Source organism: Actinomadura rubteroloni, assembly GCF_002911665.1.
Lineage (GTDB): Bacteria > Actinomycetota > Actinomycetes > Streptosporangiales > Streptosporangiaceae > Spirillospora > Spirillospora rubteroloni.
Genome location: NZ_MTBP01000002.1, coordinates 1,839,348 through 1,860,594, shown reverse-complemented (window position 1 = coordinate 1,860,594; position 21,247 = coordinate 1,839,348). Strand labels below are relative to the sequence as shown.

General features: G+C 72.2%; 26 protein-coding genes. 17 read left to right on the top strand and 9 right to left on the bottom strand.

Annotation, left to right across the window (positions count from 1 at the left end; genetic code table 11):
- Window positions 1–64: 64 nt before the first annotated feature.
- The gene (locus BTM25_RS20080; protein ID WP_103564369.1) at window positions 65–886 is read right to left on the bottom strand and encodes a phosphodiesterase; all 822 of its coding nucleotides are present in this window, start codon (window positions 884–886) and stop codon (window positions 65–67) included.
- A gap of 229 nt (window positions 887–1,115) precedes the next feature.
- Here BTM25_RS20080 and BTM25_RS20075 point away from each other — a divergent pair, with 229 nt between their 5' ends.
- On the top strand, window positions 1,116–1,778 hold the full coding sequence (locus tag BTM25_RS20075) for a sortase domain-containing protein (protein ID WP_168212169.1): 663 nt from the start codon (window positions 1,116–1,118) through the stop codon (window positions 1,776–1,778).
- Between the two features lie 7 nt (window positions 1,779–1,785).
- On the opposite strand, the gene BTM25_RS20070 is transcribed toward BTM25_RS20075, so the two are convergent.
- The gene (locus BTM25_RS20070) at window positions 1,786–2,367 is read right to left on the bottom strand and encodes a hypothetical protein (protein WP_103564367.1); all 582 of its coding nucleotides are present in this window, start codon (window positions 2,365–2,367) and stop codon (window positions 1,786–1,788) included.
- A gap of 281 nt (window positions 2,368–2,648) precedes the next feature.
- Between BTM25_RS20070 and infA the strand changes: the two genes are divergently transcribed.
- From infA to truA, 8 genes are all read left to right on the top strand, one after another.
- Window positions 2,649–2,870 carry a translation initiation factor IF-1 gene (gene infA, locus BTM25_RS20065; RefSeq protein ID WP_103564366.1) on the top strand — a complete coding sequence of 74 codons (222 nt, stop codon included), beginning with the start codon at window positions 2,649–2,651 and terminating at the stop codon, window positions 2,868–2,870.
- A gap of 67 nt (window positions 2,871–2,937) precedes the next feature.
- Window positions 2,938–3,051 carry a 50S ribosomal protein L36 gene (gene rpmJ / locus BTM25_RS20060; RefSeq protein ID WP_019632585.1) on the top strand — a complete coding sequence of 38 codons (114 nt, stop codon included), beginning with the start codon at window positions 2,938–2,940 and terminating at the stop codon, window positions 3,049–3,051.
- Window positions 3,052–3,236: 185 nt separating this feature from the next.
- A complete protein-coding gene (gene rpsM, locus BTM25_RS20055; protein ID WP_103564365.1) occupies window positions 3,237–3,617 on the top strand; it encodes a 30S ribosomal protein S13 in 381 nt (126 codons plus the stop codon).
- 56 nt (window positions 3,618–3,673) lie between these two features.
- Complete coding sequence (gene rpsK, locus BTM25_RS20050) at window positions 3,674–4,075, top strand: 30S ribosomal protein S11 (protein ID WP_018657564.1); 402 nt, start codon at window positions 3,674–3,676, stop codon at window positions 4,073–4,075.
- Between the two features lie 22 nt (window positions 4,076–4,097).
- Complete coding sequence (rpsD, locus tag BTM25_RS20045) at window positions 4,098–4,724, top strand: 30S ribosomal protein S4 (protein WP_103564364.1); 627 nt, start codon at window positions 4,098–4,100, stop codon at window positions 4,722–4,724.
- Between the two features lie 107 nt (window positions 4,725–4,831).
- On the top strand, window positions 4,832–5,845 hold the full coding sequence (locus BTM25_RS20040; protein WP_103564363.1) for a DNA-directed RNA polymerase subunit alpha: 1,014 nt from the start codon (window positions 4,832–4,834) through the stop codon (window positions 5,843–5,845).
- An 83-nt stretch (window positions 5,846–5,928) separates the two neighbouring features.
- Window positions 5,929–6,426, top strand: a complete 498-nt coding sequence (gene rplQ, locus BTM25_RS20035; protein WP_103564362.1) for a 50S ribosomal protein L17 — start codon at window positions 5,929–5,931, stop codon at window positions 6,424–6,426.
- A gap of 68 nt (window positions 6,427–6,494) precedes the next feature.
- A complete protein-coding gene (gene truA, locus BTM25_RS20030) occupies window positions 6,495–7,334 on the top strand; it encodes a tRNA pseudouridine(38-40) synthase TruA (RefSeq protein WP_103564361.1) in 840 nt (279 codons plus the stop codon).
- 1 nt (window position 7,335) lies between these two features.
- Here the strand turns inward: truA and BTM25_RS20025 are convergent, their stop codons facing one another.
- From BTM25_RS20025 to BTM25_RS20015, 3 genes are all read right to left on the bottom strand, one after another.
- Window positions 7,336–9,117, bottom strand: coding sequence for a hypothetical protein (locus BTM25_RS20025; protein WP_103564360.1), 1,782 nt, complete (start codon window positions 9,115–9,117; stop codon window positions 7,336–7,338).
- Window positions 9,118–9,141: 24 nt separating this feature from the next.
- A complete protein-coding gene (locus BTM25_RS20020) occupies window positions 9,142–10,275 on the bottom strand; it encodes a hypothetical protein (RefSeq protein WP_103564359.1) in 1,134 nt (377 codons plus the stop codon).
- A gap of 69 nt (window positions 10,276–10,344) precedes the next feature.
- On the bottom strand, window positions 10,345–11,016 hold the full coding sequence (locus BTM25_RS20015) for a CAP domain-containing protein (protein WP_168212168.1): 672 nt from the start codon (window positions 11,014–11,016) through the stop codon (window positions 10,345–10,347).
- Between the two features lie 423 nt (window positions 11,017–11,439).
- On the opposite strand from BTM25_RS20015, the gene rplM reads away from it, so the two are divergent.
- From rplM to glmM, 3 genes are all read left to right on the top strand, one after another.
- Window positions 11,440–11,892 carry a 50S ribosomal protein L13 gene (rplM, locus tag BTM25_RS20010; protein ID WP_103564357.1) on the top strand — a complete coding sequence of 151 codons (453 nt, stop codon included), beginning with the start codon at window positions 11,440–11,442 and terminating at the stop codon, window positions 11,890–11,892.
- An 88-nt stretch (window positions 11,893–11,980) separates the two neighbouring features.
- Window positions 11,981–12,496: a 30S ribosomal protein S9 gene (gene rpsI / locus BTM25_RS20005; RefSeq protein WP_103564356.1), complete on the top strand. Its 516-nt coding sequence runs from the start codon at window positions 11,981–11,983 to the stop codon at window positions 12,494–12,496.
- 96 nt (window positions 12,497–12,592) lie between these two features.
- The gene (gene glmM / locus BTM25_RS20000) at window positions 12,593–13,936 is read left to right on the top strand and encodes a phosphoglucosamine mutase (protein ID WP_103564355.1); all 1,344 of its coding nucleotides are present in this window, start codon (window positions 12,593–12,595) and stop codon (window positions 13,934–13,936) included.
- Between the two features lie 10 nt (window positions 13,937–13,946).
- Here glmM and BTM25_RS19995 read toward each other — a convergent pair whose 3' ends face one another.
- The gene (locus BTM25_RS19995; RefSeq protein ID WP_103564354.1) at window positions 13,947–14,246 is read right to left on the bottom strand and encodes a hypothetical protein; all 300 of its coding nucleotides are present in this window, start codon (window positions 14,244–14,246) and stop codon (window positions 13,947–13,949) included.
- A 20-nt stretch (window positions 14,247–14,266) separates the two neighbouring features.
- Window positions 14,267–14,959 (bottom strand): HNH endonuclease family protein, encoded by a 693-nt coding sequence (locus BTM25_RS19990; protein ID WP_103564353.1) that lies wholly within the window; start codon window positions 14,957–14,959, stop codon window positions 14,267–14,269.
- A 218-nt stretch (window positions 14,960–15,177) separates the two neighbouring features.
- On the opposite strand from BTM25_RS19990, the gene BTM25_RS19985 reads away from it, so the two are divergent.
- The 5 genes from BTM25_RS19985 (at window position 15,178) to glmS (ending at window position 20,539) form a co-directional block, all read left to right on the top strand.
- Window positions 15,178–16,071 carry an ABC transporter ATP-binding protein gene (locus BTM25_RS19985; protein ID WP_205648161.1) on the top strand — a complete coding sequence of 298 codons (894 nt, stop codon included), beginning with the start codon at window positions 15,178–15,180 and terminating at the stop codon, window positions 16,069–16,071.
- Complete coding sequence (locus BTM25_RS19980) at window positions 16,068–16,946, top strand: ABC transporter permease (RefSeq protein WP_103564352.1); 879 nt, start codon at window positions 16,068–16,070, stop codon at window positions 16,944–16,946. The genes BTM25_RS19985 and BTM25_RS19980 overlap by 4 nt, the downstream gene beginning before the upstream one ends.
- A complete protein-coding gene (locus tag BTM25_RS19975) occupies window positions 16,943–17,857 on the top strand; it encodes an ABC transporter ATP-binding protein (RefSeq protein ID WP_103564351.1) in 915 nt (304 codons plus the stop codon). Before BTM25_RS19980 ends, BTM25_RS19975 begins: the two co-directional genes overlap by 4 nt.
- Window positions 17,854–18,570, top strand: a complete 717-nt coding sequence (locus BTM25_RS19970; protein ID WP_103564350.1) for an ABC transporter permease — start codon at window positions 17,854–17,856, stop codon at window positions 18,568–18,570. Before BTM25_RS19975 ends, BTM25_RS19970 begins: the two co-directional genes overlap by 4 nt.
- 124 nt (window positions 18,571–18,694) lie before the next feature.
- Window positions 18,695–20,539: a glutamine--fructose-6-phosphate transaminase (isomerizing) gene (glmS, locus tag BTM25_RS19965; protein ID WP_103564349.1), complete on the top strand. Its 1,845-nt coding sequence runs from the start codon at window positions 18,695–18,697 to the stop codon at window positions 20,537–20,539.
- Between the two features lie 51 nt (window positions 20,540–20,590).
- Here glmS and BTM25_RS30970 read toward each other — a convergent pair whose 3' ends face one another.
- Both BTM25_RS30970 and BTM25_RS19955 read right to left on the bottom strand, forming a co-directional pair.
- Window positions 20,591–20,809: a DUF397 domain-containing protein gene (locus tag BTM25_RS30970; RefSeq protein ID WP_103564348.1), complete on the bottom strand. Its 219-nt coding sequence runs from the start codon at window positions 20,807–20,809 to the stop codon at window positions 20,591–20,593.
- 195 nt (window positions 20,810–21,004) lie between these two features.
- A complete protein-coding gene (locus BTM25_RS19955; RefSeq protein WP_235828499.1) occupies window positions 21,005–21,205 on the bottom strand; it encodes a DUF397 domain-containing protein in 201 nt (66 codons plus the stop codon).
- Window positions 21,206–21,247: the final 42 nt, after the last annotated feature.

Genomic DNA, 21,247 nt, shown 5'->3' with positions numbered 1-21,247 from the left:
CAATTCATTGCCATTATCCGCCAAATGTCACGCGCTCCAAAACGGATGGCAAAAACCGGATAGATCATTCAACATCCATCAATGGGCGATAACTCCCGGTTGGCACGAAATGTGTGGTTGCAGTGCCCGGGGGATCCGTCGTCACCAGGTGCACCGCGAACCCGGCCGGCTCCCCGGTCACCGCCGCGTGCCCCGGCTGCGTCAGGTCCAGGAACAACTGCCGGTACGTGCTCGGGCATGTCGTGCAGACCACCCCGCCGAACGACCCCGCCGACCCCCGGTGGACGTTCCCGCTCATCACCCGGACGACCTGCGGATGCCCCGACACGATCTTGGCGAACACGTCATGGTTCTCGAACCGCATCGCGTCGATGAACCGGATCCCGATCGGATACGGCGGATGGTGCGTCGCCACGACCGTCGGCTTCTCGGGCGCCTCGGCGAGCACCGCGTCCAGCCACTCCAGCCGCTCGTCGTCCATGCACCCCGACGCCCCGCCCTGCACGCTCGTGTCGCAGCACACCAGCCGGACGCCCGCCACATCCGCCGTGTACTGCAACGGAGCCCCCGGACGCGACCCGCTCGCCACCACCGCCGGACGCTCGTCGAACGCGGCGCGCAGCGCGTCCACCACGTCGTGGTTGCCCGCGAGCGGATAGACGGGCATCGGCAGCGGCGACAGCAGCGCGTGCAGCCGCGCGTACTCGGCGGGCAGTCCCGCGTCCGCCAGGTCGCCGGTGAGGACGACCGCGTCGGGACGGGCCGGCAGCGACAGCAGGCTGGACACGGCGGCCCGCAGCGCCCGGACGGGCCCCGAGCCGTCGTCCACGGTCCCGTCCCGGCCCGCCGCCAGATGGATGTCGCTGAGCTGCGCGATGATCGCCATTGATCGTGTACCCCCTAGTCGGGCGTTCCCGCCGCGGGTGCGGTCCGGCTGGGGTGGGGGCGTCGCCGGCGGGAGCGCTGGAACGATCTTTAACCCCGATTGGCCGGGCTGTCGACTCGCCCCGGGGACAAGAAGGGGACCGGGAGCGTCCGACCGCGCCCGGGTGGGGGGAACATGCTGCGTCACTGGACGGCGACGAGACCGTGGCGGACATCACGGGGCGGGCTCCGTGGCTAGGCGCTGCCCGTGGGGGCGCAGCCGGACCGCCGGGCGCGACCGATGCGCTCCGCCCGTCCCGCACGGGCCGCCCGGCTGCCGTCTCGGCCGCGACACCCTGCTCCCGGCGACGGCCGCCGACCTGACGGGCGGCCACGCCGGCCGGACGGCGCCCGTCCCGCTGACCGGCGCCCTCGGCGACGCGCTGCCCAGCACGATCGCGATCCCCGCGATCGGCGTGTCGGCCCCGCTCGCCGGGGTCGGCCGCGGCGCGGGCGGCGTCATCGCGGCCCCGCCCGCCGACGAGCAGGGCCTCGCGGGCTGGTACGCGGCCGGACCGACGCCCGGCCGTCCCGGCGCCGCCGTCATCGTCGGCAACCCGCTCGGCACGCCCGACCAGGGGTTCGCCCGGCTCGGCGAGCTGACGCGCGGCGACATCGTCGGGATCGTCCGGGCGGACGACACCGTCGCGGTGTTCCGCGTGACCGAGGCCGAGAGCGTCCCGTGGGAGGAGTACCCCGAGGCGCGCGTCCACGGCCCGGTCGAGGAGCCCGAGCTGCGGCTCATCGCCGGAACGGGTCATTACGACGCCGCCGCGGGCAGCCACCCCGCCCGCGTCATCGTCTACGCGGTGCTCAACGTGGCCTACCGCCTCGCCGACCTCGCCGCGCTCTGACCCGGTGTCAGGCGACGTGGACGACCGCCGACAGCGCCGTCGTCACGTCGTCGGCGGCGGGCGCGATGTCCGGGACGACGTCCCGCAGCGCCAGCCAGCCGTTGATCGCGCGGGCCGTCGGCCGGGCCTCGCGCAGCACCGGGTCCTCGACGCCGTACCAGGCGGCGACCTTCGACCAGCGCCACAGCCGGTGCCCGCCGGTGGCCATCTCGGCGGCGGGGAACCGCTCGTCCGGGCTCCGGCCGAGGCCGCGCGCGGAACCGCGCGCCCCGGTGATCGACAGCCGTACCGAGTCGATGGAGCGGCCCGTGCGGTCGGCGATGTCCCGCATGGTCAGCAGCGGATCCGCCTCCACCCGCAGGACCCGCGCCCCCGGCGCGCTCTCCTCGACGTGCGCGACCACGTCCATGATCGCCGCGGCGAGCGTCCGGGCCGACCAGGAGCACGAGGCGTTGCCCGGACGGTCCGCGTGCTGCGGCTCGGTCACGATGGAGACGGTGACGTCGCCGCGCGTGCGGTCGAAGAGGGGATCCAGCTCCTCCTCGTAGAACGGACGGCTGAGGATCAGCGCGAAGTCATAGCTCGGCATGCCGATCCTCCTTGGACGTATCTCTCCTGGAAAGGTACAACGCGAGAGCGAGGTATGCTGGTATCGGGAGCGGTCTCCGCCGCCGGGTCATGTGTCGGTTTCGCATTCGGTGGCCCGGTGACGTACACTCCTGTGCCGGTTCGTTTTCGGCCGCCTGCCTTCGTTTCCGCGCCTTCGGCGCGCCTCAGGTCGCGGCCGGTCCCTCGATGGAAGCCCGTTCGGGTCCCGTCGCGGGCGGTCGGACCGGCGTCCCAAGAGCCGATCAGCGAAGCGCGGAGGACATGGCCAAAAAAGAAGGCGCCATCGAGATCGAGGGCAGTGTCATCGAGTCCCTCCCGAACGCCATGTTCCGGGTCGAACTCGACAACGGGCACAAGGTACTCGCCCACATCAGCGGCAAGATGCGGATGCACTACATCCGGATCCTGCCGGACGACCGCGTCGTCGTGGAGTTGAGCCCCTACGACCTCACGCGCGGTCGCATCGTCTACCGCTACAAGTAGAACCCACTGGGGTTGCCTTCCCCGCGCGTGGCGGCGCGGGGGTGACCCTGACTTCCGAGGAGACCCAGTGAAGGTCAAGCCGAGCGTCAAGAAGATCTGCAAGAACTGCCGGATCATCCGGCGCCACGGGCGGGTCATGGTCATCTGCACCGACCCGCGCCACAAGCAGCGCCAGGGCTGAGCGCTCCGGCGCACGTACCACGCATCGCAGCCTTCACCCGTCCGCCGTACGGCCCGTGCAGAGGTCGTACGGCACGGTCGTGTGAAGGGACCACCCTCGGCGACGGAGGCCGGGGCCGCCACCCGGGCAGGGTGTGTGCGGACGCGATGTGCCTATACCTCCGCAAATGAAGGGAACTGCCCACGATGGCACGCCTCCTCGGCGTCGATCTCCCGCGCGAAAAGCGGCTGGAGATCGCTCTCACCTACATCTTCGGCATCGGCCGCACGCGGGCGCACGAGACGCTCGCGGGCACCGGAGTCAGCGGCGACCTGCGGGTCCACCAGCTCACCGACGACGACCTGGTGAAGCTCCGCGACTGGATCGAGGCCAACTACAAGACCGAGGGCGACCTGCGCCGCGAGGTCCAGGCCGACATCCGCCGCAAGATCGAGATCGGCTGCTACCAGGGCATCCGGCACCGTCGCGGCCTGCCCGTCCACGGCCAGCGCACCCAGACCAACGCGCGCACCCGCAAGGGCAAGAAGAAGACCGTGGCCGGGAAGAAGAAGGCCGGCAAGAAGTAGTCCGCCGGACCGATTCGGGTCCGCCGGATCGACGACCTCAACCGTAGAGAGAGCAGATGCCTCCCAAGAGCCGTGTCGGCGCCAAGAAGGTGCGCCGCAAGGAGAAGAAGAACGTCGCTCACGGGCACGCCCACATCAAGAGCACGTTCAACAACACGATCGTCTCGATCACCGACCCCAACGGGAACGTGATCTCCTGGGCCTCCTCCGGCCACGTCGGGTTCAAGGGCTCGCGCAAGTCCACGCCGTTCGCCGCCCAGCAGGCCGCCGAGGCCGCCGCCCGGCGCGCGATGGAGCACGGCATGCGCAAGGTCGACGTCTTCGTCAAGGGCCCGGGCTCGGGCCGCGAGACCGCCATCCGGTCGCTGTCGGCGACCGGCCTCGAGGTGGGCTCGATCCAGGACGTCACGCCCGTCCCGCACAACGGCTGCCGCCCGCCCAAGCGCCGGCGCGTCTGAGGCCAGGGGAGATCTAGGAATCATGGCTCGTTACACCGGTGCCGACTGCAAACTGTGCCGTCGGGAGAAGATGAAGCTGTTCCTCAAGGGCAGCAAGTGCATGGGGCCGAAGTGCCCCATCGAGATCCGGCCCTACCCGCCGGGTGAGCACGGCCGCGGTCGCCCGAAGGAGACCGAGTACCTGCTCCAGCTCCGCGAGAAGCAGAAGGCCAAGCGCATCTACGGCATTCTGGAGCGGCAGTTCAGCAACTACTACGTCGAGGCGAACCGCCAGGGCGGCAAGACGGGTGAGAACCTGCTGTCGCTGCTGGAGCGCCGGCTGGACAACGTCGTGTACCGCGGCGGGTTCGCCAAGTCCCGCGACATGGCCCGGCAGCTCATCCGCCACGGCCACATCCGGGTCAACGGCAAGAAGGTGGACATCCCGTCCTACCTGGTGAACGAGGCCGACATCATCGACGTCAAGGCCAAGTCCCTGGAGAGCACGCCGTTCCAGGTCGCCAAGGCCGAGGCGGGCGAGCGTCCCGTCCCGGCGTGGCTGGGCCAGGACGCCGAGCGCATGCGGATCCTCGTCCACTCGCTGCCCGTCCGGCAGCAGATCGACGCCCCCGTCCAGGAGCAGCTGATCGTCGAGCTGTACTCCAAGTAGGGGTTTCCCCCGCCGGGGCCGGTTCCGTGCCGGCCCCGGCGGGAACGCACGTACGAATACCGAACGCGGTCGTCAAATAGCGGGCACCGCGGGAACAGGGAGCATTCATGCTCATCGCACAGCGTCCCACCCTCACCGAAGAGCAGGTGGACGAGTACCGGTCCCGGTTCACCATCGAGCCGCTGGAGCCGGGCTTCGGCTACACCATCGGCAACTCGCTGCGGCGCACGCTGCTGTCGTCCATCCCGGGCGCGGCGGTCACCAGCATCCGCATCGAGGGCGTGCTGCACGAGTTCTCGACCGTCCCGGGGGTCAAGGAGGATGTCACCGACATCATCCTGAACCTCAAGGAGCTGGTCGTCTCGTCCGAGCACGACGAGCCGGTCGTCATGTACCTGCGCAAGCAGGGCCCCGGTGAGGTCACCGCGGCCGACATCGCGCCGCCCGCGGGCGTCGAGGTCCACAACCCCGACCTGCACATCGCCACGCTGAACAACAAGGCGAAGCTGGAGATGGAGCTGACCGTCGAGCGCGGTCGCGGCTACGTCTCCTCGGTGCAGAACAAGCAGCCCGGCCAGGAGATCGGCCGCATCCCGATCGACTCCATCTACTCGCCGGTGCTCAAGGTCGTCTACAAGGTCGAGGCGACCCGTGTCGAGCAGCGCACCGACTTCGACCGTCTGATCCTGGACGTCGAGACCAAGCAGTCCCTGCTCCCGCGCGACGCCGTCGCGTCGGCGGGCAAGACGCTGGTCGAGCTGTTCGGGCTCGCGCGCGAGCTGAACGTCGAGGCCGAGGGCATCGACATGGGCCCGTCGCCGACGGACGCCGCGCTCGCCGCCGACCTGGCGCTGCCGATCGAGGAGCTGAACCTCACGGTCCGCTCCTACAACTGCCTGAAGCGCGAGGGCATCCACTCGGTGGGCGAGCTGGTGGCCCGGAGCGAGCAGGACCTTCTCGATATAAGGAATTTCGGCGCCAAGTCGATCGAAGAGGTCAAGCAGAAGCTCAACGACATGGGCCTCTCGCTCAAGGACTCCCCGCCCGGGTTCGACCCGTCCGCCGCCGCCGACTCCTACGGCGACGACGACGGCGGCTACGCGGAGACCGAGCAGTACTGAGAACGCACACCCCCGGGGCCGTCCGGCCCCGGGGGTTCGGCTGACACCGGTACCTGACACGGCCGGTGCAGGAAGGAAACACCATGCCTCAGCCCACCAAGGGCGCCCGCCTCGGCGGCGGCGCCGCGCACCAGCGGCTCATCCTCGCCAACCTGGCGACGGCGCTGTTCGAGCACGGCCGGATCACCACGACCGAGGCCAAGGCCCGCCGGGTGCGTCCGCTGGCCGAGCGGCTGATCACCAAGGCCAAGAAGGGCGACCTGCACAACCGTCGCCAGGTGGCCAAGGTCATCCGCGACAAGGGCGTGGTGCACGAGCTGTTCACCGAGATCGCGCCGCGGTTCGAGAACCGTCCGGGCGGCTACACCCGCATCACCAAGATCGGGCCGCGCAAGGGCGACAACGCCCCGATGGCCGTGATCGAACTGGTGCAGGAGCAGCTCGCCGCGGCCACGGCGACGAAGCCCGCCGAGCCCGCCGCCGAGTCCGAGCCCGTCGAGGACACCACGACGGTCACCGCCGAGGAGGAGGCCCCCGAGGCCGCCGCCGAGGAGGAGGCTCCGAAGGCCGAGCAGAGCTGAGCGACGTGACACCGCCAGGCCCGCCGTCCCGATCCGGGGCGGCGGGCCTGGCCGTTCGGGGAGCGGGAATGGACGACGGGACGGCTTCGGTGCGGCTCCGGCTCGACCTCGGCTACGACGGGGCCGGGTTCGCGGGCTGGGCGCGTCAGCCTTCGCAGCGGACGGTCCAGGGCGTCATCGAGGAGGCGCTGGGGCGTGCCCTGCGCCTCGACCCGCCGCCGTCGCTGACGGTCGCGGGACGCACCGACGCGGGCGTCCACGCGCGCGGACAGGTCGCGCACGTCGAGCTGCCCGCGGACGTCCACGCGCGGCTCGGCGACGCGCTGCCGCGCCGGCTCGCGGGCCTGCTGCCGTCCGACGTGCGGATCTGGCGGATCGCCCCGGCGCCGGACGGGTTCGACGCGCGCTTCTCCGCCCTGTCGCGCCGCTACGCCTACCGCGTCTGCGACCACCCGATGGGCGTGGACCCGCTGCGCCGCCACGACGTCCTGTGGCATCCGCGTCCGCTGGACATCGTCCGCATGGACGAGGCGGCGGCGCTGCTGCGGGGCGAGCACGACTTCGCCGCGTTCTGCCGCCGCCGCGAGGGCGCGACGACGATCCGGGAGCTGCTGCGCCTGGCCTGGGAGCGGGACGCCTCGGGCTTCGCCGTCGCGACCGTCGAGGCGGACGCGTTCTGCCACTCGATGGTCCGCGCGCTGGTCGGCGCGCTGCTCACGGTCGGCGACGGGCGCCGCGACGTCGACTGGCCCGCGCGGGTCCTCGCGGCGCGCGTCCGGGACTCGGCGGTGAACGTCGCGCCCGCGCACGGCCTCACGCTGGAGGAGGTCCGCTACCCGGACGCGGCCGGGCTCGCGCTGCGGGCACGCCAGACCCGCCGGGTCCGGACGCTCGCCGCCGACGCCTGAGCTACGCCCGGGCCACGACCGGCCGGACGGCGTAGTCGATGAACTGCCGCGCCACGGTCTTCAGGTTCGGCCCGCCGGACGCCGGACGTCCCTTCAGGTACTGCGCGTAGGCGTAGATGACGTACCGGCCGCGGATCGTCGCGGCGGCGTAGCCCCCGGCCCGGTCGATCTGCCCGGACCGCTTGCCCTGCATGCCGCGGAACCACTCGTAGCGGCTCGGGTCGCCGGCCCGCCCGGTGCGCAGCGCGGCGGCCTTGGACGGCAGGACGGCGACACCGGCCGTGATCGCCAGCGTCTTCGCCCGGTCGACGAACGTGACCCGCACGACGGTCCGGCACTTCTCCCGGACCAGCGCCGTCGCCATCGCCCCGCGCGCCGTCAGCGCGCAGTCGTGGTTGACGGACGAGCGGTCGCGGACGTAACCGCGTCCGCCGAGCGTCACGGCCGCCGTGGGGAACACGGCGGTGAGCGCGAGCGGGCCGGGGTCGGTGCGCTCGTTGTCGATCCGGGACGGCGCGGCGGGCGCGGTCGGGTTCAGCGGCGGCTGGCCGTGGTGGGTGCGCGACGCGGCGGGGGCCGGACGGGTCGGCGCCGCCATCGGCTTCTTCGCGTCGTCCCCGCCGGCCAGCGCGTACCCGGCGGCGCCGACGACGAGCACGGCCGCGACCGCGCCCGCGCCGATCAGCGCGGCCCGGCGCCGGGTGCCCTTCGGCCCGTCCGCCATCGGCCCGGCGGGATGAACGGGCGGCACGTCGTCCGGCGGAAGCCCGGGAATCGGCAGCCCCCCATGCCCGACTGGCACATCCACACCGGGCGGCGGCACGACGGGCTTGGCCGCAGCCGCCGCCAGCGTCCCACCCGGCGGCGTAGGCCCTTCCGCCGCACGCAACGGCCCAGTGCCCTCACCCGGGCGCGGCGCCCGATTGAACGGACGCTCACCCGTCTCGCGCACAGACCGGTGCGCACTCAGCGGCCCAGTGCCCTCGGCCGAACGCGGCGCCTCGCCGCCCTCGCGGGCGGCCTGGCCCTGCGGAAGCGGGCTGGTGCCCTCGGCCGGGCGTGACGGCTCGCTGCTCTCGCCCGCAGCCTGGTTCTGCGCGAACGGGCCAGTGACCCCGGTCCAGCGCGGCGCTTCGCTGCCCTCGCCCGTGGCCTGGTTCTGCGGGAACGAGCCAGTGCCCTCGGCCCGGCTGCCCTCGCCCGCAACCTCGTCCTGCGCGAACGGGCCAGTGCGCTCGGCCGGACGCGGCGGCTCGCTGCCCTCGCCCGCGGCCTGGTCTTGCGGGAACGGGGCAGTGCCCTCGGCCGGGCGTGACGGCTCGCCGGCGTCGCGCTCAGGCTGGCCGACCTGCGGACCAGTGACTCCGGCCGGACGCTCGCCGGTGTCGGGCTCGGCGGGCTCTCGTGTGCTCAGCAGGCCGGCGGACTCGGGGGTCGGCTGAGCGGGCGGCTCGGAGACGTCCGGCAGGCGCAGGGGGCCGGTGGCTTCGGTGGGGCGGGGCGGTCCGGCGGGTTCCTGCGCGGGGAGCGGTTCGGTGTCCTCGGAGTCGCTCGGCGGTTCGGTGGCCGGGGCGAGGAAGCCGGACGGTTCGGGGTCGTCGACGGTCGCGTCGTCGGACGCCCACCAGGGCTTGTCGAGCTTGAACGCCGGGGCGCTCCGGTCCGGGTCGGCGGGGGCCGCCGCGCCGAAGCTCGGGGGCGCGGACGGCCCGGCGCCGTCCGCCGGTTCCTTCGCCGGGCCGTCGGGCCGGGCGGGCTTCCGTCCGTCGTCAGATCCAGACATGGCCAGCAAGGGTATTCATAACGCTCAGTTCCTGAAGGGTCTGCCTTCGGTCTCCCGGTAGGCGAGGGCGAAGCTGAGGTTACTGCCCTTGATGACCTGCTGGCCGAACGTCGTGACGACTTTGTTGTACGTTGTGGGGATTTTCTTCCCGTCGGGCCGCTGCACCCAGGTCAGCACCAGGTAGTGCCCCTTGACCTGCGCGCTTCCGAGCGCCTCGCCCTTGCCGATCTTGGCGGTCAGGCCCGCGCCGGGCAGCGCGACCAGGTGCGCGGCCTTCACGGCGGACGCCCGCTCGGCGTACTTGGCGGCCTTCTCGGTGCGCAGGTTGAAGATGCCGACGGTGCCGATGAGCTTGCCGTCCTTGCGGCTGAACGTCGCGCGGAGCGCCTGCGAGCAGCCGGCCTTCTTGAGCGCGACGGCGAACGCGGGGCCGCCGACGGACGTGGCGCACTTGCCCGCGTTCCAGGCCGTACGGGTGTACTTCTGGCCGCCCGCGGTGAACGTCCGCTTGGCGAAGACCTCGCGGAGCGTCAGCGGCTTGGGGTCGGTGGCGCGGCTGCGGAGCTTGACCGGGTCCAGCGGCGGGACGGGCGGCGTGACCTTCACCCGGCGGGTCGGCGCGGCCTGCGGCGTCTTCGCGACGGACGGCTTGGCGTCGTCGTCCTTGAGCAGCGACGACCCGAAGTAGCCGACGCCGACGAGCACCAGGCACGCGGCGGCCGAGGCGCCGACGACCAGCGGCGTCCGGCCCTTCCCGCCGCTCGGCGGCGCGGGACGGACGGGCTCGTCCGACGGGTGGCCGAACGCGCCCTGCTCGTAATGCTGAGGCTGGTACGGCTGCTCGTACGACGGCTGCTGCGGGGCCTCCGGCGCACCCCCGGCGAACCCGCCGGACGGTGCCGCGAACGTCCGCGTGGCCTGCCCCGCGACGGGGGTGCCGAGGTCGTCCGCGACGGGCGGCGCGCCGAGCGGGGGCGTGCCGCCGCCGTCCCACGGCGCGCCCTGCGCGGGGGACTGCGGCGGACGCCACTGCTCGTCTCCGGCGCCGAAGAAGGGGGCCTGCTCCGGCCCGTGCGGACCGGACTCGTGCGCCCCCGCGGGCGTTCCGCGGTCCGTCGTCCGGCCGCCGGGAACGCCGTGATCACCCGGGTAACCCATGCCGGTGACCCTACTCGACGTGCGCCGTCACCCGGGTGCGAACGACGGGGACATGACCCTTCCCACCGGTCATGACCAGCCGAAATCCTGCGTCCACCACGGCCCGCCGGGCCCGGACGCGAACCCGACCCCGATCGCGCGGAGCCCGCAGTTGACGATGTTCGCGCGGTGTCCGGGGCTCCCCATCCAGCCCCGCACGACGGCCTCGGCGGTGGCGTAGCCGCGGGCGATGTTCTCCGCGCCCGGCGCGCCGTATCCGGCTTTGCGCATCCGGTCCCACGGCGAGTCGCCGTTGCGGGACGCGTGGTCGAAGTAGTTCTTCGCGGCCATCTCGGCGGAATGCGCGCGGGCGGCCGTCCGAAGGTGCGGGTCGGGCCGCAGCGCCCGGCAGCCCGCTTTGGCCCGTTCCCGGTTCGTCAGCGTGATGGCGAGCGCCTCCACCGACCGGGCGTCGGGCGCGGCGGGACGGCTCGTGACGCCGTCCGGACGGGCCGCGCGCGACGGGGCGGCCGACGCCGACGGCCGCAGCCGCTTCAGCGGGGGAGCGTTCTCGCCGAGGTCGCGGCGCGCGGTGCGCGACGGCGCCGGCCGGGCCGTGTCGGGCGCGGCGGCCGTCCTGGACGGCCGGGGCGCGACGGCGGCCACGGGGGTGGGGCTGGGCGGCGGCGCGAGCACGACGCGGTCGAGCGCGACGCCGGCGGCGAGCGCGAGGCCCGCGCTGGTGACGGACGCCGCGATCACTCCGGTTCGGGGGCGGGAGGAGGTCAGCGGAGGCTCCCGGGGGGCGGGCCGGGCGGAGCCGCGGCGGCCGAGGGTTCGGCCGGGACTCTACCGCGAAGTTCGGCCGAAAGTCAGGTGTTTTGTCGGGGAAGGTCCGTTCTTGCGCGGCGGCCGTGCGTTTTGACGCCCCTCGGCGCCCCCGATACCCTGGGAGGCCGTGGTATGTGTCGACGCCTGTCCGCAGGACCGGTGAAGAAGCGCGGCCGGTGCCGGTACACCGCATGATCCTCAGCACTCCGGCGTCCGGCCCCGCACGCGCCTCCGCCGGGTTTCCGCAACCGGTCGGCCGGGCGGGCACTACCGCCGCAAGGCGTTCACCCGTCACGCGAAGGGGTGGGCGGAGGATCGAAGGCAAGCCGACAAACGAAACGAAGGTCTACGACCGTGCGCACGTACACCCCTAAGCCCGCCGACGTGCAGCGTCAGTGGCACGTCATCGACGCCACCGACGTCGTCCTCGGGCGGCTCGCGAGCCAGGCCGCGCAGCTCCTGCGGGGCAAGCACAAGCCGATCTACGCGCCGCACCTGGACACCGGTGACTTCGTCGTCATCATCAACGCCGACAAGGTGGCGCTGTCGGGGAACAAGCGCGAGCAGAAGCGCGCCTACCGCCACTCGGGCTACCCGGGCGGCCTGCGGTCCATCTCCTACGGCGACCTGCTGGACAAGGACCCGCGCAAGGCCGTCGAAAAGGCGATCAAGGGAATGCTGCCGAAGAACACCCTCGGCCGCCAGATGTTCCGCAAGGTGAAGGTCTACGCCGGCCCGGAGCACCCGCACCAGGCCCAGCAGCCCGTTCCCTTCGAGATCTCGCAGGTCAAGCAGATCGCCCACTAGCAGTCCGAGCACAACAGAAAAAGCGGCCGCCGGGGCACCCGAACACGGGTCCGCCGCCCCGGCCAGAAGACGAGCAACAGGAGAGAACGTGACCGAGCAGTCCGGCATCGAAACGCCCGAGGGCGCCGACCTCGACAGCTACGAGGAAGCCCCCTCGGAGTACAGCACCGAGACCCCCGAGACCGGCGACTCCGGCCTCCTCGGCCAGCCCGTCGCGACCGGCCCCGCCGCCGGCACGGGCCGCCGCAAGCAGGCCATCGCCCGCGTCCGGATCGTGCCGGGCACCGGCAAGTGGACGATCAACGGCCGCACGCTGGACCAGTACTTCCCGAACAAGGTCCACCAGCAGATCGTGAACGAGCCGTTCGTCCTGCTCGGCCTAGAGGACCAGTACGACGTCCTCGTCCGCGTCTCCGGCGGCGGCACCACCGGCCAGGCCGGCGCGCTGCGCCTCGGCATCTCGCGCGCGCTGCAGTTCTCGAACATCGACTACCGCCCGGCGCTGAAGAAGGCCGGCTTCCTCACCCGGGACGCGCGCGTTCCCGAGCGGAAGAAGGCCGGTCTCAAGAAGGCCCGCAAGGCTCCCCAGTACAGCAAGCGCTAACCACTACCCTTGCGCAGTGGATTCGATCGCGCGGGGCTGCCGGAGTACGACTCCGGCGGCCCCGCGCGGTCTTTTCGTCTCATCGGGAGTTGAATCGTGGGTCGTCTGTTCGGGACCGATGGCGTACGCGGGCTGGCCAACCGCGACCTGACCGCTCCGCTGGCCATGAACCTGTCCGTCGCGGCGGCGCGGGTCCTGGCGGAGGCGGGCGCGTTCGAGGGGCACCGGCCGACCGCCGTGGTGGGACGCGACCCGCGCGCGTCCGGCGAGTTCCTGGAGGCCGCCGTCGTCGCCGGGCTGGCGTCCGCCGGGGTGGACGTGCTGCGGCTCGGCGTCCTGCCGACGCCCGCCGTCGCCTACCTCACGAGCGCGCTGGACGCCGACCTCGGCGTCATGCTGTCGGCCTCGCACAACCCGGCGCCCGACAACGGCATCAAGTTCTTCGACCGCAGCGGGTACAAGCTCGCCGACGAGATGGAGGACCGCGTCGAGGCCGTCCTGGACCAGGCGTGGGAGCCGCCGACCGGGGCCGGCGTCGGCCGCGTCCGGGACGCGCATGGAGCGGTCGAACAGTACGTCGCCCACCTGATCTCGACCGTGCCGGTGTCGCTGCGCGGCCTGCGCGTCGTCGTGGACTGCGCGCACGGCGCCGCCTCCGAGGTCGCGCCCGAGGCGCTGCGCCGCGCGGGCGCCGACGTCATCACGATCGGCACGGCTCCCGACGGCCTCAACATCAACGAGGGCTGCGGCTCCACGCACCTGGAGGCGCTGCGGGCGGCCGTCCTCGCGCACGGCGCGGACGCGGGCATCGCGCACGACGGCGACGCCGACCGCTGCCTGGCCGTCACCGCGTCCGGCGAGGAGGTGGACGGCGACCAGATCATGGCCGTCCTCGCGCTGGAGCTGCGCGACGCCGGACGGCTCAAGTCCGACACGGTCGTCGCGACCGTCATGTCGAACCTCGGGTTCAAGAACGCGATGCGCGAGGCGGGCATCGCGGTCGTGGAGACGGCCGTCGGCGACCGGTACGTCCTGGAGGCCATGAAGGACGGCGGGTTCGGGTTCGGCGGCGAGCAGTCCGGCCACGTCATCATGCTGGACCACGCGACGACCGGCGACGGCGTCCTCACCGGGCTGCACCTGCTGGCGGCGGTGGCGCGGCGCGGACGTCCGCTGGACGAACTGGTCAAGGCCATGACGCGGCTGCCGCAGGTGCTCGTCAACGTGCGGGACGTGGACAAGGCGCGGGCCAGGACGTCGCCGGAACTGGCCGCCGCCGTCGGCGCCGCCGAGACCGAGCTGGGCGGCGGCGGACGCGTCCTCATCCGGCCGAGCGGCACCGAGCCGATGGTGCGGGTGATGGTCGAGGCGCCGTCGCAGGACCAGGCGCGCGACGTCGCCGAGCGGCTGGCCGGAGAGGTCCGGGCCGCGCTCGGCTGACCGCCGCCGCTCAGCGCTCGGTGATCTCCAGCCGGCCGATGCGCAGGTGCTCGATCTCGACGGTGCCGGCCTCCAGCGCGCCGACCACGGCGCGCCGGACGGTCAGCCGGCCGATCGCGACCGCGCCGAACGCCACGGCGCCGAGCACCAGCGAGCCGATCGCGAGGGAACCGAGGCCGGTGCCGACGCGCAGCGCAACCCCGGTCGCGGTCGCGCCGGTCACCTCGGCGCCCGTGGCGCGCGCGCCGACGGCCCGCTCCGTGCGGACCGCCGGCCGCTCCTCGCCCTGACCTTCTGCTTCCTCGCTCATGGGTTCAACCCTAACCACGGTCAGCAGTGGTCGAGGAAGCCCTGGAGCGCGTCGTGGTCGGCCTGGGTGACCGGGAGGCGGTACTTGTCGGCGATGCCGACGTACTTGACGCCGTACATGCACTGGTACGCCTGCTGCGGCTTCCACTCGCCGGGACCCTTGTCGCTCTTGTCCCGGTTCGGTGGGCCCCAGACGGCCAGGAGGTTGCTCGGGTCGTTGGCGTACTCCTGCCGCCGGTCGGCGGGCCAGCCCGAGGCGCCCATCCGCCACGCCAGCGCGAGCGGGTAGACGTGGTCGATCTGCACCTCGGACGCCTTGGCCTTGGTGAACTCGATCGTCCGGCCGCTGTAGGGGTCCTTGAGGCGTCCCGACTGCACCTTGCACGAGCCGTCGCGCTTGATGTTCGTCAGGTCGCGGGCGAGGACGTCGTTGCGCTGGTCGCAGCCGTTGTGGTCGGTGTCCTTCCAGCGGATGCCGAACTTGGCGCGCGAGTAGCCGTCGTGGGCGCCCTGCTGCTGGATCTTCAGGCCCTTCAGCTTGGCCTTGGCGTCCGTCACCCGGTCCTTCGGGGGCGTCCAGTCCGACGACGCGGACGGGGTGCCGCCGCGCGCCTTGGGCTCGCCGGTGTCCGAACTGTTCGTACAGCCCGCCGCCAGCGCGGTCACCGCGGCCACTGCGGCGATCGTGCCGCGTTTGAGCGTTTCCGTCGCCATGCTCACCACCTTCGATCTGAGGGATGCGTTCCCGGGGGCGGGGCGCGTCATGAGACGCCGGAGAACGTCGTGGCGCAGGAGATACCCTGCCGTATCCCCGGCGCCCGGTGGGCGGCGAGGGTCAACCGGAAGGCGCAGGGGGTCGTCCGCAAGGGGTACCCGACGTTCGGCCGGACGGGGGACGCCGGGAGGCCGTGCGAGGCGTTAGGTTCGGTTCCATGCCGATCATCGCCGCGCAGGGCCTGACGATGCGGTTCCCCCGGGTGACCGCGCTGGACAGCCTCGACGTGTCCGTCGAGGCGGGCGTCGTCGGGCTGGTCGGGGCCAACGGCGCGGGCAAGTCCACGCTCATCAAGATCCTGCTCGGGCTGCTGCCGCCGACCGAGGGACGGGCGTCCGTGCTCGGCCTCGACATCGCCCGCGAGGGCGCGGCCATCCGCGAGCGCGTCGGGTTCATGCCCGAGTACGACTGCCTGCCGCCGGACGTGTCCGCGACCGAGTTCGTCGTCCACATGGCCCGGATGTGCGGGCTGCCGCCGCCCGCCGCCCGCGAGCGCGCCGCCGACGTCCTGCGGCACGTCGGGCTGTACGAGGAGCGGTACCGGCCGATCGGCGGCTACTCCACCGGCATGAAGCAGAAGGTCAAGCTCGCGCAGGCGCTCGTCCACGATCCGCGGCTCGTGTTCCTGGACGAGCCCACCAACGGCCTGGACCCGGCGGGCCGCGACGAGATGCTCGCGCTCATCCGGCGGATCGGGTCGGAGTTCGGCATCAGCGTGCTGGTCACGTCGCACCTGCTCGGCGAGTTGGAGCGCGTCTGTGACCATGTCGTGATCATCGACGGCGGGAAGCTGCTGCGGTCGCAGGCCGTGGAGTCGTTCACCGCCGTGAGCGGCGTCCTGACCGTCGAGGTGCAGGACGGCCGGGACACGCTCGGCGAGCACCTCCACGCTCAGGGCGTCGCGGTCCGTCCGGAGGGGCGCGTGCTCGTCGTGGACATCGCGGGCGAGCAGACCTACGACCTGATCCGCGACGGCGTCGCCGACCTCGGACTGCACCTCGTCCGGCTGGAGCAGCGCCGCCACCACATCGAGGACGTGTTCACCTCATGAGCACCAGCACGATCCACGACATCGGGTACCGGCATTACGACGGGCCTCGGTTGGGGCGCGGTTATCTCGTCCGGTCCCTGTACGTCCACAATGTGCGCGCCGTCTGGGGGCTCGGGCGGCCCGCGCGGGCGAAGGTCATGCCGTTCCTGCTCGCGGCGGTGATGGTCGCGCCCGCGTTCATGGACGTCGGGGCGGTCCTGCTGACGGACCGGGCGGAGGTGCTGATGCGCTACTCCGCCTATGCGATCTACCTCCAGGTGGTCGTGTCGATCTTCGTGGCGTCGCAGGCGCCGGTGCTCGCATCGCGTGAGCTGCGGTTCCACGTGGTGCCGCTGTACTTCTCGCGGCCGATCGCGCCGCTGCCGTTCGTCCTCGCCAAGTTCGCGGCGATGGTGACGGCGCTGCTGACGCTGACGGCCGTGCCGGTGATCGTCCTGTACATCGGCGGGCTCATCGCGAAGGTGCCGCATCCGCTGACGCACCTGCGGGAGTTCCTGCTGGCGCTGGTCGGCTGCGCGCTGTTCGCGCTGGTCATCGCGGCGCTCGGGATGGCGGTGGCGGTGCTGACGCCGCGCCGCGGGTTCGGGGTCGCGGCGGTGATCGCGGTGTTCCTGCTGTCCAGCGCGGTGGTGCTGCTGGTGCAGAACATCGCCGAGTTCCGGACGAACTTCTCGCTCGCGGGCAACGCCGGCTTCTTCGCCCCCTTCAACCTGGTCGACATCGTGCAGGTGCGGCTGCTCGGCGCGGAACGGACGGCCGAGGCCGTGCCGGACGGCCTCCTGTCCGGCGTTCTCGCCCTCCTCCTCTGCGCGGCCCTGGTGGCGGGCGGCGTGACCGTCCTCTACCGCCGCTTCCGGAAGGCGGGTCTCTCGTGAGCGTGCTGGAGTTGACCGGGGTTTCTCGGTGGTACGGGAACGTGGTCGCGGTCAACGGTGTGACGATGACGATCGGGCCGGGGGTGACCGGGCTGCTCGGGCCGAACGGTGCGGGCAAGTCCACGCTCATCCACATGATGGGCGGGTTCCTGGCGCCGTCGTCGGGGACGGTCACGCTGGACGGTGAGCCGATCTGGCACAACCAGGGCGTGTACCGCAAGCTCGGGCTCGTCCCCGAGCCCGAGACGGCGTACGACTTCCTCACCGGGCGGCAGTTCATCGTCGCGATGGCCAAGCTGCACAAACTGCCCGACCCGCGCGCGGCGGCGGAGCGGGCGATCGGCCGGGTGGAGATGGCGCCCGCCGCCGACCGCGCGATCGGCACCTACTCCAAGGGCATGAAGCAGCGGATCAAGATGGCGTCGGCGCTCGTCCACGACCCGCCGGTGCTGCTGCTGGACGAGCCGTTCAACGGCATGGACCCGCGCCAGCGGCTCCAGCTCATGGACCTCATCCGCGCGATGGCCGCCGAGGGCCGGACGATCCTGTTCTCGTCCCACATCCTGGAGGAGGTCGAGCGGCTCGCCGGGCACATCGAGGTGATCGTCTCCGGGCGGCACGCGGCGTCGGGGGACTTCCGGGAGATCCGGCGGCTGATGACCGACCGGCCGCACCTGTTCCTCGTCCGGTCGTCCGACGACCGGGCGCTCGCGGCGTCGATCATCGGCGACGGCGCGGCCCGCAGCGTCCGGCTCGGCAAGGAGGGCCTGGAGGTCGAGGCGGTCGACTTCGCCCGCTTCACCTGGCTCCTGCCCCGGGTGGCGCGCGACGCGGGCGTCCGGCTGTGGGAGGTCGCCCCGTCCGACGAGTCCCTCGAAAGCGTCTTCTCCTACCTAGTGGATAAACAATGAACGCGACGATCGCGGCCATGACGTATCGGGCGATGCTGGGGCGGCGGCGGGCGTTGTTGCTGCTCGGCCTGCCGCTGTTGCTGCTCGTCCTCGCGGTGGTGCTTCGGGCAACGGGCGGGGACGATCTCGACACGTCCGTCCAGGTGCTGGAGAAGCTCGCGGTCGGGACGATCCTGCCGCTGCTGGCGCTGATCGCGGGCACCGGCGTGATCGGCCCGGAGATCGACGACGGCCAGATCATGTACGTCCTGACCAAGCCGATCCCGCGCCGGACGGTCCTGCTCACCAAACTGGCCGTGGCGCTGTCGCTCGTGCTGGCGTTCGCGGTGGTGCCGGGCCTGCTGGCCGGACTGATCCTCACCGGGACGACCGCGAACGTCGCCCCCGCGTTCGGCGCGGCCCTCCTGGTCGGCGCGTTCGCCTACACGCCGGTCTTCACGGCGCTCGCGGTGTTCAGCCGCAACGCGGTCACGATCGGCCTGCTCTACGCGCTGATCTGGGAGTCGCTGCTCGGCAACTTCGCGCCCGGCGCGGGCGCCGCGTCGATCCAGCAGTGGGCGCTGGCCGTCGCGGACGCGCTGACCTCGGCATCCCAGGTGGACGCGACGGTGAAGCTCGCCGCCGCCGTTCCGCTCCTGCTCGCCGCCGCCGTCGGCGGCGCGGCCCTCGGCTCCGCCCGGCTCCGCTCCCTGACGATCACCGGCGCCGAGTGACGACGCGTTCTTCACCCGGCTTCTTCTCCCCGTTCACCTGGGCTTGACGCCGGTGCCGCCTCCGTCCGGGACCGGACGGGGGCGGGCGTTGGTGGTGGCGGGGAGATTGCATAGGCTGGCCGTCATGTGCGGAATCGTGGGCTACGTCGGCGGGCAGCCGGCACTGGACGTCGTGGTCGAGGGCCTGGCGCGCCTGGAGTACCGGGGGTACGACTCGGCGGGCGTGGCGCTGGTGACCGGCGGGGGGCTGGCGACGGCGAAGCGGGCGGGCAAGCTCGTCAACCTGCGGCAGGCGCTGGAGGAGGAACCGCCGCCCGCGGCGACGGTCGGGATGGGGCACACCCGGTGGGCGACGCACGGCGCGCCGACCGACCACAACGCCCACCCGCACACCGACTGCTCGGGGCGCGTCGCGGTCATCCACAACGGCATCATCGAGAACTTCGCGGCGCTGCGGGCGGAGCTGGAGGAGGCCGGGCACAAGCTGCGGTCCGAGACCGACACCGAGGCCGTCGCGCACCTGCTGGAGGACGAGCTGAAGGGCGGCGCGGGCCTGGCCGCCGCGCTGCGCGCCGTGTGCCGCCGGCTGGACGGCGCGTTCACGCTGGTCGTGATGTCGGCCGACGAGCCGGACGTGGTCGTCGGGGCGCGCCGCAACTCGCCGCTCGTCGTCGGCGTCGGGCGGGGCGAGAACTTCCTCGCCAGCGACGTGGCCGCGTTCATCGCCCACACCCGCGACGCGATCGAGCTGGGCCAGGACCAGATCGTGGAGCTGCGCGCGGACGGCGTGACGGTCACCGACTTCGACGGCCGTCCCGCCGAGGTCACCGAGTACCACGTCGACTGGGACGTGTCGGCCGCCGAGAAGGGCGGCTACGACTACTTCATGCTGAAGGAGATCGCCGAGCAGCCGCGCGCGGTCGCCGACACGCTGCTCGGCCGGATCGGCGCGGGCGGCCGGCTGTCGCTGGACGAGATGCGCATCCCCGACGACGCGCTCCGCGACATCGACAAGGTCGTGATCGTGGCGTGCGGGACGGCCTACCACGCGGGCCTGATCGCCAAGTACGCGATCGAGCACTGGGCGGGGCTGCCGTGCGAGGTGGAGCTGGCGCACGAGTTCCGCTACCGCGACCCGATCCTGAGCCGGTCGACGCTGGTCATCGCGATCTCCCAGTCGGGCGAGACGATGGACACGCTGATGGCCGTCCGGCACGCGCGCGAGCAGCGGGCGCGGGTGCTCGGGATCTGCAACGTCAACGGGTCGACGCTGCCGCGCGAGTGCGACGGGGTGCTGTACACGCACGCCGGGCCGGAGATCGCGGTGGCGTCCACGAAGGCGTTCCTGACGCAGCTCGTCGCGGTCTACCTCATCGCGCTGTACCTCGGGCAGGTCCGGGGGACGAAGTGGGGCGACGAGGTCACCGACATGGTCCATCTGCTGGCGGAGATGCCGGACAAGGTGGACAAGGTGCTGGAGACGATGGAGCCGGTGCGGGCGCTGGCACGGTCCCTGGCCGACCAGAACTGCGTCCTGTTCCTCGGACGGCACGTCGGGTTCCCGGTCGCGATGGAGGGTGCGCTGAAGCTCAAGGAGCTGGCGTACATGCACGCGGAGGGGTTCGCGGCGGGCGAGCTGAAGCACGGGCCGATCGCGCTGATCGAGCAGGACCTGCCGGTCGTGGTGGTGGTGCCGCCGCGCGCCCGCGAGGTGCTGCACGACAAGATCGTGTCGAACATCCAGGAGATCCGCGCCCGCGGCGCCCGGACGATCGTGATCGCGGAGGAGGGCGACACCTCGGTGCTGCCCTACGCCGACACGCTGATCAGTGTTCCGGCGGTGCCGACGCTGCTTCAGCCGCTGGTGACGACGGTCCCGTTGCAGGTGTTCGCGTGCGAGCTGGCCACCGCGAAGGGCCATGACGTGGACCAGCCCCGCAACCTGGCGAAGTCGGTCACGGTCGAATAGGGCGGACGCTCCTGTTCCGGCGGTCCGGCCGCCGGAACAGGAGCACTGTTTTTATGCCCGGTGGTCGTAGTCGCCGTTCCTGATGCTGGTCAGGAACGTATTCCAGGTGTTCGGGGTGAGGAAGAGCGCCGTCGCGGTTTCTGTCTCCGCCGTATCACGGACGCCCACGCCGGGGATAGAAAAAAGTCGCGCTACGGCGACACAAGTGTGACTTGCCCCACAACGACTGCTTGTGAGCCAGCGGACCGGGGACGGCTGTTCTTCGCGCATCCCATCTCCTCGTTCGGTTCGGCGCGAAAGAAGACGGCGTCATTGCCGGAGGAGGTTCTACCCGTGTTGAGCGGAAATCAATGCGGTTGATCTGAAATGTCGGGTCTCCGGCGCCGCGGCTCGTGGCGCGGCGGGACGAGGACCCGGCGGAGCGTCCCCGGTGAGGTCGTCATCGGGACGCCCGGATGCGCGGGGTCAGAGGTCGAAAGCGCCCGCGCGGACGCGGGACACGAAGGACGCCCAGCCCGCGGGCCGCACGGCGAGGGCCGGCGCGGCCGGTCCCTGCTTGCTGTCGCGCGCGCCGACCAGGCCGGCGGCGAGGGCCGCCACCTCGACACAGGTCGCGCTGCCGCCGCAGCGGACGCTCTTGCGCCAGGCGGTCGTCGGTGTGGTCATCTGGGCCATAAGAGTACTCCGTCGGTTTTGTCTGATTTATCC